Consider the following 13,313-nt stretch of genomic DNA (forward strand, 5'->3'; position numbering starts at 1 on the left):
CCGCAACCTTCCAACCCGGAGGCCGCGCCGGGAGAGAGTCGCGGCCTGCGAGCCCGGAAAGCCGGTGCAGGGGGGAAGAATGGCAGATCAGGATCAGGGGGCGACGGCGCAGTCGATCCCGGCGCTTCTGGCGCTGAACGTCGAAAGGTATGGCAGCCGTCCCGCCTATCGCGAAAAGGAATTCGGCATCTGGCAGGTCTGGACCTGGGCCGAAGCCGCCGAGGAAATCCGCGCGATGGCGATGGGGTTTCTCAGCCTTGGGGTGGAACGGGGCGATCACGTCGCCATCATCGGGCGCAACCGTCCGGCGCATTACTGGGCGATGGTGGCGGCGCAGATGTGCGGCGCAGTGCCGGTGCCGCTGTACCAGGACGCCGTGGCCGAGGAGATGGCCTATGTGCTCGATCACTGCGGCGCCCGCTTCGTGGTCTGCGGCGATCAGGAACAGGTCGACAAGGTCGTCGAGGTCGAAGATCGCATCCACCACATCCAGCATGTCATGTATACCGACAAGCGTGGCATGCGGAAATACGACCATTCCCGGATGAACCATCTGGCCGATATCATCGCCGAGGGGAAGGCCGGGCATTTCCGCTATGAAGGCGAGCTGGACAAGCGCATCGCCGAGCTGACCGCGGACAGCACTTGCGTGATGCTGTACACCTCGGGCACGACCGGCAAGCCCAAGGGCGTGGTGCTGTCGAACCGCAACATCATCGAGACTGCCCGCGCCTCGGTCGCCTTTGACCATCTGGGCTGCGACGAGGATGTGCTGGCCTATCTGCCGATGGCCTGGGTGGGCGATTTCATCTTTTCCATCGGTCAGGCGATGGTGGCGGGGTTCTGCGTGAACTGCCCCGAAAGCCCGGCGACGATGATGACCGACCTGCGCGAGATCGGCCCGACCTATTTCTTTGCGCCGCCGCGGATCTTTGAGACCATGCTGACGAACGTGATGATCCGGATGGAGGACGCGGGCGATCTGAAGCATGGGTTGTTCAAGCATTTCATGGACTTCGCCAAGACCACCGGGGAAACCTACGGGATGCCGCGGTATCAGGTGAAACGCTCGAAACCGACCCTGCGGCGGCGCTGGCGCTGGGCCTGGCGCTATGCGATGGGGATCGGCTTTTCGATCGAGACGATGGTGGAAAATGCCGTGCGGCTGGCGCTGGTGCGGCTGCGCCACCCGCTGGAGCACCGCAAGCATTTCCATGCCCGGGGTCCGCTGCTGAACCTCTATCCGCAGCCTTTGCGCGATTACTTCAACTACCGCACCGGCGAGGTGACGATCTTTTCGCCGCTGAAGAACACGCTCGGGCTGTCGCGGATCCGCGTCGCCTATACCGCGGGCGAGGCGATCGGCCCCGAGATCTTCGAATTCTACCGCTCGATGGGCATCAACCTGAAACAGCTTTACGGCCAGACCGAGGCCTCGGTCTTCATCACCCAGCAGCCGGACGGACAGGTGCGCGCCGATACGGTGGGCGTGCCCAGCCCCGGCGTCGAGGTGAAGATCGGCGAGAATGGCGAGGTCTTCTACCGCTCGCCCGGAACCTTTGTCGAATATTTCAAGAATCCCGAAAGCACGGCTTCGACAAAGGATGCCGAGGGCTGGGTGGCCACGGGCGACGCCGGTTTCTTTGAACCGGACACCGGGCATCTGCGCATCATCGACCGCGCGAAAGACGTGGGGAAAATGGCGGACGGGCGGCTTTTTGCGCCGAAATACGTTGAAAACAAGCTGAAATTCTATCCCTCGATCCTGGAAGCCGTGGTCTTCGGCAAGGATCGCGACCGCTGCACCGCCTTCATCAACATCGACCTGACCGCGGTCGGCAACTGGGCGGAACGCAACAACATCGCCTATGCCAGCTATCAGGAACTGGCCGGTCACAGCCAGGTCTATGGCATGATCCGCGAGCATATCGACGCGGTGAACCGCTCGGTCGCGCAGGACCCGATGCTCTCGGGCTGCCAGATCCACCGCTTCCTGATCCTGCACAAGGAACTGGATGCCGATGACGGCGAGATGACCCGCACCCGCAAGGTCCGCCGCAATGTCGTCGCCGAGAAATACGCCGATCTGATCGCCGCGCTTTATGACGGGCGGGACAGGATCACCACCGAAACCGAAGTGACCTACGAGGACGGGCGCAAGGGGGCGATCAGGGCCACGCTCCGCATCGAGGATGCCACCGTCGCGCCCGAGGCGCATCTGCAGAAAGAGGCCGCGGAATGAAGGACATGGGCGAAGGCTATACCACCCCCGACGGCCGCCGGATCGGCCCGGTGCTGATGGAGCTGCGCAACATCACGCTGCGCTTTGGCGGCGTGGTGGCGATCAAGGACATCAGCTTCGACATCCGCGAAGGCGAGATCCGCGCGATCATCGGTCCGAACGGCGCCGGCAAAAGCTCGATGCTGAACGTGATCTCGGGCTTTTATGTGCCGACCGAGGGCGAGGTCTGGTTCCGCGGCGAAAGGCGCGGCCCGATGAAACCCTATCAGGTGGCGCGGCTGGGGATTGCCCGCACCTTCCAGAACATCGCGCTGTTTGACGGCATGTCGGTTCTCGACAACATCATGACCGGGCGGCTGACGCTGATGCAGTCGGGGCTGTTCAGCCAGGCGCTTTGGTGGGGCAAGGCCGCCGCCGAGGAAGACGAGCATCGCGAAAAAGTCGAAAAGATCATCGACTTCCTTGAAATCCAGAATATTCGGAAAACTCCGGTCGGGCGTCTGCCCTATGGGTTGAAGAAGCGGGTGGAGCTGGCCCGGGCGCTGGCGGCGGAGCCGAAGATCCTGCTTCTGGACGAGCCGATGGCCGGGATGAACGTCGAGGAAAAAGAGGACATGTGCCGCTTCATCCTCGATGTGAACGACGAATTCGGCACGACCACGGTCTTGATCGAACATGACATGGGCGTGGTGATGGATCTGTCCGACCGGGTGGTGGTGATGGATTACGGCCGCAAGATCGGCGACGGCCCGCCCGAGGAAGTCCGCAACAATCAGGACGTGATCGACGCCTATCTGGGGGTGGCCCATGCTTGAGCAACTGACCTATGCCTCGGAAGCGGCGCTGAACGGGCTGATGGCCGGGGTGATGTATTCGCTTGTCGCCCTTGGCTTCGTGCTGATCTACAAATCCTCGGGCGTGTTCAACTATGCGCAGGGCGTGATGGCGCTGTTTGCGGCGCTGACGCTGGTCGGCATCCAGAACGGTCAGGTGCCCTTCGCGCATCTGATCAATGCCGTCACCGGCGGCCATCTGGAAAGCTTCGGCTGGCAGGTGCCCGCGGTGCTGGCGATCCTTTTGACCATCGGCGTGATGGTCGGCATGGCGATCGCGATCGAGAAACTGGTGCTCAAGCATCTGGTCAACCAGCCTGCGATCATCCTGTTCATGGCGACGATCGGGCTGGCCTATTTCCTCGAGGGCTTTGGCGATGTGATGTGGGGCGCCGATATCAAGACGCTCGATGTCGGCCTGCCGCAGGGCATCAACGAGACCGTCGAAAGCGTGACAAACGCCTGGTTCGGCTATGGCTTCTTCATCGACAATCTCGACATCGTCGCCGCCGTCGTTTCGGTGGCGCTGGTGGCGGCGCTGACCGTGTTCAGCCAGTATTCGAAACAGGGCCGCGCGCTGCGCGCCGTCGCCGACGACCATCAGGCGGCGCTCTCGGTCGGCATCTCGCTGCGCTTCATCTGGATCCTGGTCTGGTCGATCGCGGGCTTCGTGGCGCTGGTGGCCGGGATCATGTGGGGCTCGAAATCCGGGGTGCAGTTCTCGTTGTCGCTGATCGCGCTCAAGGCGCTGCCGGTCCTGATGCTGGGCGGCTTCACCTCGATCCCCGGCGCCATCGTCGGTGGGCTGATCATCGGCATGGGCGAGAAGCTGTTCGAGTTCTTCATCGGTCCGATGATCGGCGGCGCCACCGAAAACTGGTTCGCCTATGTGCTGGCGCTGATCTTCCTCGTGTTCCGGCCGCAGGGCCTGTTCGGCGAGCGGATCATCGAGAGGGTGTAAACTAAAATGGACACTTTGACGCAGATTAGGGTTGAATGGAGGGGCAAGGTGCGACATTCTGTCAGCGATCCGGCGCGCTGGGATGATTCCTGCCGGGGACACGCACTGCATCACGCGCCCCTTGCGGTTGAGGAGGCGCCCGGGGACGGGGGGCCCCATATCGATGACCAGAAAAGCCTGTTCCGTCGCCTTCACCATCGGCTGGGCCTCGGCCCTGACCTTCGGCTGGATCGCGCTGGCCGCGCCGCCGGAGGAGCCGGCCTCCACCCGCACCATCAACATGATCCTCGCGGCCTTCGGGGCCGGGGCCGGTCTCTGGTCCTGGATGCGCGTGCGCCGCGACATCTGACGGGGGCAGACAGCAGCCTTCCCCGCACCATCACCGGGGGGAGGCTCTGATGTTCTACCGCGAAGCAGGCGATTTCAAGACAAGCTACCGCGCCGACAGCCAGACATTCCCGATCCGTCTGGACCGGATGGGCTATTTCGCAGCCCTTGCCGTGGCTTACGGCGTCGTGCCCTTCGTCATCGACGATTACTGGGCAAATGCGGTCTTCGTGCCCTTCCTGATCTATGCGATCGCCGCCATCGGGCTCAACATCCTGGTCGGCTATGCCGGACAGGTCAGCCTTGGCACCGGCGGCTTCATGGCGGTGGGCGCCTATGCGGTCTACAAGCTGATGACCGCCTTCCCCGAGGTGCCGATCTTCCTGCATGTCATCCTTGCGGGGGGCATCACCGCCTGCGTTGGCGTGCTGTTCGGCCTGCCCTCCTTGCGGATCAAGGGCTTCTATCTGGCCGTGGCGACGCTGGCCGCCCAGTTCTTTTTGGTCTGGCTGTTCAACAAGGTGCCGTGGTTTTACAACTATTCCGCGTCCGGCCAGATCACCGCGCCCGACCGGACCATGTTCGGCATCTTCATCACCGGGGCGCAGACGACGGCGGCGGCAAAATACCTGTTCTGTCTCGTCATCCTGACACTTGTCGCCCTGATCGCGCGCAATCTGACCCGCGGCACGGTCGGGCGCAAATGGATGGCCATTCGCGACATGGACATCGCCGCCGAGATCATCGGGGTCAACCCGCTCTCGGCCAAGGTCACCGCCTTTGCCGTCTCGTCCTTCTTCATCGGCATCGCCGGGGCGCTTTTGTTCTCGGTCTACCTTGGCGCGGCCGAGGTGGGCGAGGCCTTCGGGATCAACAAATCGTTCCTGATCCTGTTCATGGTGATCATCGGCGGGCTCGGCTCGATCTTCGGCTCCTTTGCCGGGGCGGCCTTCCTGGTACTGCTGCCGGTGTTCCTGAAGAACGTGCTGGTCGGCGGCCTGGGCTGGCCCACCGATGTCGCCGCGCATCTGGAGCTGATGATCGTCGGCGCGCTGATCGTGGTCTTCCTGATCGTCGAGCCGCACGGGCTGGCGCAGCTGTGGCGCATTGCGAAAGAAAAACTGAGACTTTGGCCCTTCCCGCATTGAGGGGCCGGGAAAGACCCGGGCAACCGGCCAAGAAAAATCAATACGTTACTGGGAGGAACGACGTATGAAAAAGAGCTTTGCAGCCCTTGCGGCGGCGGCCATGCTGGCCACCACCGGTCCCGCACTGGCGGATCTGTCGGTGCCGAACCTGAGCTATCGCACCGGCTCCTATGCCGCGAACGGCATCCCCTATGCCGATGGTTTCGCCGATTACTTCACGCTTCTGAACGAGCGCGACGGCGGCATCGGCGGCGAAAAGGTCGCCGTGCCGGAATGCGAGACCGCCTATAACACCGAAAAGGGCGTCGAGTGCTACGAAAGCACCAAGGGACAGGCGGCGCTGGCCTATAACCCGCTCTCGACCGGGATCACCTATCAGCTGATCCCGAAGGTCACGGCCGACAAGCACGTGCTGTATACCCCGGGCTATGGCCGCACCTCGGCCGCCAATGGCGCGGTGTTCGAATGGGTGTTCAACTATCCGGCCAACTACTGGGACGGCGCCTCGGTCGCGGTGAAATACATGCTGGCGGAGCAGGGCGGCGATCTGACCGGCAAGAAGATCACGCTGCTCTATCACAACTCGGCCTATGGCAAGGAGCCGATCCGCACGCTGGAAGAGCTGGCGAAGAAGCACGGCTTCACCCTGTCGCTGCTGCCGGTCGATCCGCCCGGGCAGGAGCAGAAATCGCAATGGCTGCAGATCCGCCGCGACAAGCCCGATTATGTCATCATGTATGGCTGGGGCGTGATGAACCAGGTCGCGATCCAGGAGGCGGTGAACATCAAGTTCCCGATGGATCACATGATGGGGATCTGGTGGTCCGGTTCTGAAAACGATGTCGGTCCGGCGGGCGCGGGGGCGAACGGCTATAAGTCGATCAGCTTCCACGGCGTCGGCGCCGACTATCCGATCTATGCCGATCTGAAGAAATATGTCTTCGACGCGGGCAAGGCGGCGGGGGCGGGCGATCAGCTCGGCACCGTGCTGTATTCGCGCGGGATGTATGCGGCGATGATCATCTCCGAGGCGATCCGCACCGCGCAGGAAAAGACCGGCAAGGCATCGGTGACGCCCGAGGAAGTGCGTGACGGGTTTGAGAACCTGAACCTGACCGAGGCGCGTCTGACCGAGCTTGGTCTGCCCGGCTTTGCCCAGCCGATCGCCGCCAGCTGCGCCGATCACGGCGGCCCGGGCACGGCGATGATCCTGCAATGGGATGCGGGCGCGAAGAAATGGTCGCCGGTCTCGGACTGGATCGAGGCCGATGCCGAAGTGCTCGATCCGCTGATCGCCGAGGATTCGGCGGCCTTCGCCAAGGAAGCCGGCATCGCCGAGCGTTGCAAGTAAGCCCCGCCCCCGGCCTTCGGGCCGGGGGATTTCGCCCCGGAGGATGACCATGTTCGATGCCCCCAAGACCGAGACACTCCTTGAAGTGAACAATATCGAGGTGATCTACAACCACGTCATCCTTGTGCTGAAAGGCGTCAGCCTGTCGGTGCCGAAGGGCGGGATCACCGCGCTTCTGGGCGGCAATGGCGCGGGCAAGACGACAACGCTGAAAGCGATTTCCAACCTGCTGCACTCCGAACGCGGCGAGGTGACGAAGGGCGCGATCCTGTATCGCGGCGAGCGGGTGCAGGACATGTCCCCTGCCGATCTGGTGCGCAAGGGCGTCATCCAGGTGATGGAGGGGCGGCATTGCTTCGAGCACCTGACGGTCGAGGAAAACCTGCTCACCGGCGCCTATACCCGCAAGGATGGACGCGCCGCGATCGCACGCGATCTGGAGATGGTCTACACCTATTTTCCCCGCCTGAAGGAGCGGCGGAAATCGCAGGCCGGCTATACCTCGGGCGGCGAACAGCAGATGGTGGCGATGGGCCGGGCACTGATGTCGCGCCCCGAGACGATCCTTCTGGACGAACCCTCGATGGGGCTGGCGCCGCAGCTGGTCGAGCAGATCTTCGAGATCGTGAAAGCGGTGAACGAGGGCGAGGGCGTGACCTTCCTTCTGGCCGAGCAGAACACCAATGTCGCGCTGCGCTATGCGCATTACGGCTATATCCTGGAAAGCGGCCGGGTGGTGATGGACGGCCCCGCTGCGCAGCTGCGCGAAAACCCGGATGTGAAGGAATTCTATCTGGGCATGTCGGATGACGGCCGCAAAAGCTTCCGCGACGTGCGGTCCTACCGCCGCCGCAAGCGCTGGCTGGCCTGACAAACTCCTGATTTGCAACATTTGCTGCGCAGCATTCTGCATTGCAGCATTCTTCGGACAAGCCGCAGAAAGGCGCCGCGATGAGCCGCTATTATGACGTTCTGGAAACCCGCTCCGCCGACGAGCGCGCGGCCGCGCTGGCGCGGGATCTGCCGCGGGCGGTGGCACGGGCGCTCTCCGCGCCGGGGCTGGCGGCGCATCTGGGGGGCGTTGATGCGGCCATGATCACCTCGCGCGAGGCGCTGGCGAAACTGCCGGTGCTGCGCAAATCCGACCTGAGCAGCGCGCAGAAGAAATCCCCCCCGTTCGGCGGCATGACGCCGCGCACGGCGCGCGGCTTTGCGCATATCTTCCAAAGCCCCGGCCCGATCTATGAACCCGGGGAAACCTCGGCCGACTGGTGGCGGATGGGGCGCTTCCTGCATGCGGCGGGCGTCGGCCCGGGCGACATCGTGCAGAACTGCTTTGGCTACCACCTGACCCCCGCCGGGATGATCTTTGAATCCGGCGCACGCGCGGTGGGCGCCGCCGTCCTGCCCGCGGGCACCGGCCAGACCGAATTGCAGGTCCGCGCCGCCGTCGATATCGGCACGACGGTTTACGCAGGCACGCCCGATTACCTCAAGGTCATCCTCGACAAGGCGGCCGAGATGAACGAGGCGCTGACGATCAGCCGCGCCGTCGTTGGCGGGGGCGCGTTGTTCCCGAGCCTGCGCAAGGACTATGCCGAGCGCGGCATCGCCTGCCTGCAATGCTATGCCACCGCCGATCTGGGCAACATCGCCTATGAAACCCCGGCGTTGGAGGGGATGATCGTCGACGAGGGCGTGATCGTCGAAATCGTCCGCCCCGGCACTGGCGATCCTGTCCCCGAAGGCGAGGTGGGCGAGGTCGTCGTGACCACGCTCAACCCCGATTACCCGCTGATCCGCTTCGCCACCGGCGATCTCAGCGCCGTCCTGCCCGGGGTCTCGCCCTGCGGGCGCAGCAACCTGCGCATCAAGGGCTGGATGGGCCGCGCCGATCAGACGACGAAGATCAAGGGCATGTTCGTCCGCCCCGAACAGGTCGCGGCCTTTGTCGCCGCACATCCCGAGGTCAAGCGCGCCCGCGTCGTCGCGACGCGCGACGGCGAAATGGATGCGATGACGGTGCAGATCGAAACCGAGGCCTGCGACCCGGAGCGCTACGCCACCGGCATCGTCGCGGCGCTGAAACTCAAGGGCAGGATCGAGCTTGTCGCCCCGGGCAGCCTGCCCAATGACGGCAAGGTGATCGAGGATCTGCGCAAATACGACTGACGGGCCCCGCTTTCGGCCCCGTCTCACCCCCAGGTGGGGTGGAACCGGTTCGCAGGGCTGAGGGTAAAGATCTCGCAGCCATCGGCGGTGACACCCACCGAATGTTCGAACTGCGCCGACAGCGATTTGTCGCGGGTGACCGCGGTCCAGTCATCCGACAGCACCTTGGTTTCCGGGCGGCCCAGATTCACCATCGGCTCGATGGTGAAGAGCATGCCTTCCTCCAGCACCGCCCCCGCGCCCTTGCGCCCGTAATGCAGCACGTTCGGCGGCGCGTGGAACACCCGGCCCAGCCCATGGCCGCAGAAATCGCGCACGACACTCATCCGTTGCGCCTCGACATAGGCCTGAATCGCATGGCCGATATCGCCAAAGGTATTGCCGGGCCTGACCTGCTCGATCCCCAGCATCAGCGCATCATGGGTGACCTGAATCAGCCGCTCGGCCTTGCGGGTCAAGGTGCCCGCCACATACATCCGCGAGGTGTCGCCATACCAGCCATCCAGAATCACCGTCACGTCGATGTTCAGGATATCGCCATCGGTCAGCACCTTGGTTCCCGGGATGCCATGGCACACCACATGGTTCACCGAAATGCACGAGGCATGCTTGTAACCGCGATAGCCGATCGTCGCCGAGACCGCGCCCAGTTCCGTCACCCGGTTGCGGATGAAATCATCCAGCGCCCCGGTCGTCACCCCCGGCACCACCAGCGGCGCGACCTCGTCCAGGATCTGCGACGCAATCTTCCCCGCCGCCTGCATCCCCGCGAAATCGGCACGGTCGTAAATGCGGATGCCATCCTTGGTCAGGCGGGGTCTTGCGTCGTTCACGGGCACTCTCCTGTTCGCTGGCCCCTAGATAGTCACAAATCCGCCGCTTGGCCAGACCCGGGCTTTTCCGCAACGCCGCAGCCCCTTATACCGTGGCCAAGGAGGAGCCCCATGCCCAATCCCAGCTGCGCGATCCTGATCATTGGCGACGAAATCCTGACCGGCCGCACCCGCGAGGGGAACGCGCATCATCTGGCAGGCGAACTGGTCAAGGCGGGCTTCGATCTGCGGCAGATCCGGGTGATTTCGGACGATCACCCGACCATCGTTGCCGCGGTGCGCGAACTTTCCGCGGCGCATGACCATCTGTTCACCAGCGGAGGCATCGGGCCGACGCATGACGACATCACCGCCGATGCCGTGGCCGAAGCCTTCGGGCGCAGCATCGGCGTGCGGGAAGATGCCCGGGCGATCCTCGCCGCCCATTACGCCGCCCGCGGCGTGGAATTCACCGAGGCCCGGCTGCGCATGGCCCGCATTCCCGAAGGCGCGCGCCTGATCGACAACCCGGTCTCGGGCGCGCCGGGGTTCAGCGTCGAGAATTGCCATGTCATGGCGGGCGTGCCGAACATCTTTCAGGCGATGGTGGCGGGGCTGTTGCCGCGACTTGCGGGGGGCCAGCCGCTTTTGTCGCGCAACTGGCAGATGATGGTGGCCGAAGCGGCCATCGCCGATGCGCTGCGCGCGCTGGCCGAAGCGCATCCCGACGTGTCCTTCGGCTCCTATCCCTTCGTCACCGAGGGGCAATATGGCACCAACCTTGTCGCCCGTTCGACCGAGCCCGCGGCGCTCGACGCCGCCTTCGCCGCGCTGCAGGCGGCCTTCCCGGAGGGTCGATGAGCGATCCGCTGTTCGAGGTGATCGACGCCACCTGGCCCGCCGCCTCGGTTCGGGATCTGGGCGGGTTCCGCATCCGCGACGGCCGGGGCGGCGGATCGCGGGTCAGCGCGGCCAGCCTTCTGGGCAGCCTCGAAAATGCCGATATCGACGCCGCCATCGCTGCGCAGCGAAGTCTTGGGCAGGAGCCGACATTCCTGCTGCGCCCCGGCGAGGACGCCCTTGACGCGGCGCTGGCAAAGCGCGGTTTCGAGACCTTCGATCCGGTGGTGATCCTGATGGCCGATCTGGCCGCCCTGCCCCGCGAGGTGCCGCCCGTCACCGCCTTTGCGCATTGGCCGCCGCTCGCCATCGCGCGCGAGATCTGGGCGGAAAACGGCATCGGCCCGGCACGGCAGGCGATCCTCGACCGTGCGGGCACGCCAAAAGCCGCCGTCCTTGGCCGCAGCCGCGACCGCGCCGCCGGGGCGGCCTTCGTCGCCATCCATGACCGCATCGCGATGCTGCATGCCCTTGTTGTCGCACCGGAATTTCGCCGCCTGGGCCTTGCCCGCGCGATCATGGCCGAGGCCTGCCGCTGGGCCGCGACCGAGGGGGCAACCCGCCTGAGCCTGGTCGTCACCAAGGCGAACACCGCTGCGCTGGCGCTTTATCGTGACCTCGGACTGCAGCCCGCCTGCGCCTATCATTATCGCCGCGAGGCCCGGAAATGAGACGATTTTTCTGCGCAGCATTTTTTCTGGCCGCCCTGCCCGCGCAGGCCGATCCGCTGGCCCTGAGCCTGCCGCAAGGCGCCGCGATTTCGGCCGAGCGGACCCAGGCCGCCACCTCCTACGGGTTGCCGATCGGGCCCTGGCGCAATGACACGATGGCGCGCAGCGCGCTGGAAGGGGCGCGGTCCGACACCGCCTGGCGGCTGCGCGGCAATCAGCAGACGACGCTGCAGATCCTGGCGCCGCTGCGCGACCAGATCGCGGCGGCGGGCTACATCCTGATGTATCAATGCGAAACCGATGCCTGCGGCGGTTTCGATTTCCGCTATGCGCTCGATCTGATCCCGGAACCCGAGATGCATGTCGATCTGGGCGACTTCCGCTATCTGGCGGCGCAGAACGGCAATGACTGGATCGCGCTGACGGTCTCGCGCTCGTCGGAATCGGGCTTCGTGCATCTGACGACGATGACGGCGCAAGATGCCACCCCCGCCGCACCCGACAATGACCTGGCCGCGCCGAAGCCCAGCCCGGAACCCGAGAGCCCCGCCGCCGATCTGGCCAAGGCGCTGGAGCGCGCGGGCAAGGTGGCGCTGGACGATCTGGTCTTTGCCAGCGGCGCCTCGCAACTGGCCGAGGGCGATTTCGCCTCGCTTTCGGCGCTGGCCGATTATCTGGCGACCCGGCCCGAGGCGCGGATCGCGCTTGTGGGTCACACCGACAATTTGGGTCCGCTGGCCGCGAATGTGACGCTGTCGCGCGATCGCGCCGCGGCGGTGCGCAAGCGGCTGATCGAGAAGCTGGGCGTTCCGGCCGGGCAGCTGAGCGCCGAGGGCGCAGGCTGGCTGTCGCCGCGCAGCTCGAACCTGACGCCCGAGGGGCGCGAGAAGAACAGAAGGGTCGAAGCGGTGCTCGCCTCGACCCCAAGGTGACGGCGCCGGACGGAAAAGGCACCGTGGGAGGCGTCAGCTCACCAGTTGTCGGGACCCTTTTCGGCAAAGGTCTCGGCCAGAAAATCGATGAAGGCGCGCACCTTGGGCTGGGTGAAACGGCCCGGCGGATAGACGGCGTAGATGCCGAGCGTCTCCATCGGCAGATCGGGCATCGCCTCCTCGACCTGGCCTTTTTTCATCGCATCGGCGTAAAGGAAGGAGGGCAGATAGGCGATGCCAAGCCCGGCGATGGCGGCATGTAGCAGCGACTGGCCATCGTTCACCGTCAGCCAGCCGGCCGAGCGCACCTGCCGCCGCTCGCCCGAAGGCGCGGTGATCTTCCAGACATTGCCGTTCGACTGGTTCGAATAATGCAGCAGCTTGTGATCGTTCAGATCGTCGATCTTCGTCGGGCGGCCGTATTTCTCGAAATAGCGCGGCGAGGCGATCATCCGCTTCGCCGTCTCGGTCAGCTTGCGCGCCTTGAGCGTGCTGTCCTCCAGCTCGCCGACCCGGATCGCCATGTCGAACCCTTCCGAGATCAGCTCGACATAGCGGTTATTGAGCACCATATTGACAGTAACTTCAGGATATTCCTGCAGAAAATCTCCCAGAACCGGGGACAGCAGATTGACCCCGAAATCGGTGGCGACCGAAATCCGCAAAAGCCCCGAGGGCGCCACCTGCATCGAGGTGACCAGCGCATCGGCCTCTCCGGCATCGTTCAGCACCCGCCGGGCGCGGTCGTAATAGGCGAGCCCGATTTCCGTGGGCGAAACCCGCCGCGTCGTGCGGTTGAGCAGCCTTGCCCCCAGCCGCGCCTCCAGCGCCGAGACATGTTTCGACACCGCCGATTTGGAAATTCCCATCTTCTTGGCGGCATCGGTGAAGCCACCTTGATCCACCACGGTGGCAAAGGCTTCCATTTCGGTCAGACGGTCCATCGGTCACCCATGGGGAATGT

Annotated in this window: 13 protein-coding genes; 11 read left to right on the top strand and 2 right to left on the bottom strand. The window is 64.6% G+C overall.

Annotated features, from left to right (window positions below):
- The first annotated feature begins 79 nt into the window (after window positions 1-79).
- From AC4PTB_RS16815 to AC4PTB_RS16850, 8 genes are all read left to right on the top strand, one after another.
- Complete coding sequence (locus AC4PTB_RS16815; protein ID WP_492190998.1) at window positions 80-2,242, top strand: AMP-binding protein; 2,163 nt, start codon at window positions 80-82, stop codon at window positions 2,240-2,242.
- Window positions 2,239-3,057: an ABC transporter ATP-binding protein gene (locus AC4PTB_RS16820; protein WP_492190999.1), complete on the top strand. Its 819-nt coding sequence runs from the start codon at window positions 2,239-2,241 to the stop codon at window positions 3,055-3,057. Before AC4PTB_RS16815 ends, AC4PTB_RS16820 begins: the two co-directional genes overlap by 4 nt.
- Window positions 3,050-4,036, top strand: coding sequence for a branched-chain amino acid ABC transporter permease (locus AC4PTB_RS16825; protein WP_492191000.1), 987 nt, complete (start codon window positions 3,050-3,052; stop codon window positions 4,034-4,036). Before AC4PTB_RS16820 ends, AC4PTB_RS16825 begins: the two co-directional genes overlap by 8 nt.
- Before the next feature lie 163 nt (window positions 4,037-4,199).
- Window positions 4,200-4,385 carry a hypothetical protein gene (locus tag AC4PTB_RS16830; RefSeq protein WP_492191001.1) on the top strand — a complete coding sequence of 62 codons (186 nt, stop codon included), beginning with the start codon at window positions 4,200-4,202 and terminating at the stop codon, window positions 4,383-4,385.
- A gap of 49 nt (window positions 4,386-4,434) precedes the next feature.
- Entirely contained in the window at window positions 4,435-5,511 is a 1,077-nt protein-coding gene (locus tag AC4PTB_RS16835) for a branched-chain amino acid ABC transporter permease (RefSeq protein WP_492191002.1), read from the top strand.
- A 64-nt stretch (window positions 5,512-5,575) separates the two neighbouring features.
- Complete coding sequence (locus AC4PTB_RS16840; RefSeq protein WP_492191003.1) at window positions 5,576-6,862, top strand: ABC transporter substrate-binding protein; 1,287 nt, start codon at window positions 5,576-5,578, stop codon at window positions 6,860-6,862.
- Window positions 6,863-6,911: 49 nt separating this feature from the next.
- Window positions 6,912-7,733, top strand: a complete 822-nt coding sequence (locus tag AC4PTB_RS16845; protein WP_492191004.1) for an ABC transporter ATP-binding protein — start codon at window positions 6,912-6,914, stop codon at window positions 7,731-7,733.
- 80 nt (window positions 7,734-7,813) lie between these two features.
- Window positions 7,814-9,034, top strand: a complete 1,221-nt coding sequence (locus AC4PTB_RS16850; protein ID WP_492191005.1) for a phenylacetate--CoA ligase family protein — start codon at window positions 7,814-7,816, stop codon at window positions 9,032-9,034.
- Between the two features lie 23 nt (window positions 9,035-9,057).
- Here the strand turns inward: AC4PTB_RS16850 and map are convergent, their stop codons facing one another.
- Window positions 9,058-9,867, bottom strand: coding sequence for a type I methionyl aminopeptidase (gene map / locus AC4PTB_RS16855; RefSeq protein WP_492191006.1), 810 nt, complete (start codon window positions 9,865-9,867; stop codon window positions 9,058-9,060).
- A 111-nt stretch (window positions 9,868-9,978) separates the two neighbouring features.
- Here map and AC4PTB_RS16860 point away from each other — a divergent pair, with 111 nt between their 5' ends.
- The 3 genes from AC4PTB_RS16860 to AC4PTB_RS16870 are packed head-to-tail and all read left to right on the top strand — an operon-like array spanning window position 9,979 to window position 12,349.
- Window positions 9,979-10,707 carry a competence/damage-inducible protein A gene (locus AC4PTB_RS16860; RefSeq protein ID WP_492191007.1) on the top strand — a complete coding sequence of 243 codons (729 nt, stop codon included), beginning with the start codon at window positions 9,979-9,981 and terminating at the stop codon, window positions 10,705-10,707.
- Window positions 10,704-11,417 carry a GNAT family N-acetyltransferase gene (locus AC4PTB_RS16865; RefSeq protein ID WP_492191008.1) on the top strand — a complete coding sequence of 238 codons (714 nt, stop codon included), beginning with the start codon at window positions 10,704-10,706 and terminating at the stop codon, window positions 11,415-11,417. Before AC4PTB_RS16860 ends, AC4PTB_RS16865 begins: the two co-directional genes overlap by 4 nt.
- Entirely contained in the window at window positions 11,414-12,349 is a 936-nt protein-coding gene (locus tag AC4PTB_RS16870) for an OmpA family protein (protein WP_492191009.1), read from the top strand. The genes AC4PTB_RS16865 and AC4PTB_RS16870 overlap by 4 nt, the downstream gene beginning before the upstream one ends.
- Window positions 12,350-12,387: 38 nt before the next feature.
- Here the strand turns inward: AC4PTB_RS16870 and AC4PTB_RS16875 are convergent, their stop codons facing one another.
- Complete coding sequence (locus AC4PTB_RS16875) at window positions 12,388-13,293, bottom strand: LysR family transcriptional regulator (protein WP_492191010.1); 906 nt, start codon at window positions 13,291-13,293, stop codon at window positions 12,388-12,390.
- Between the last annotated feature and the right edge of the window lie 20 nt (window positions 13,294-13,313).

It is taken from the genome of Rhodobacter sp. 4.3.4 (assembly GCF_058724655.1).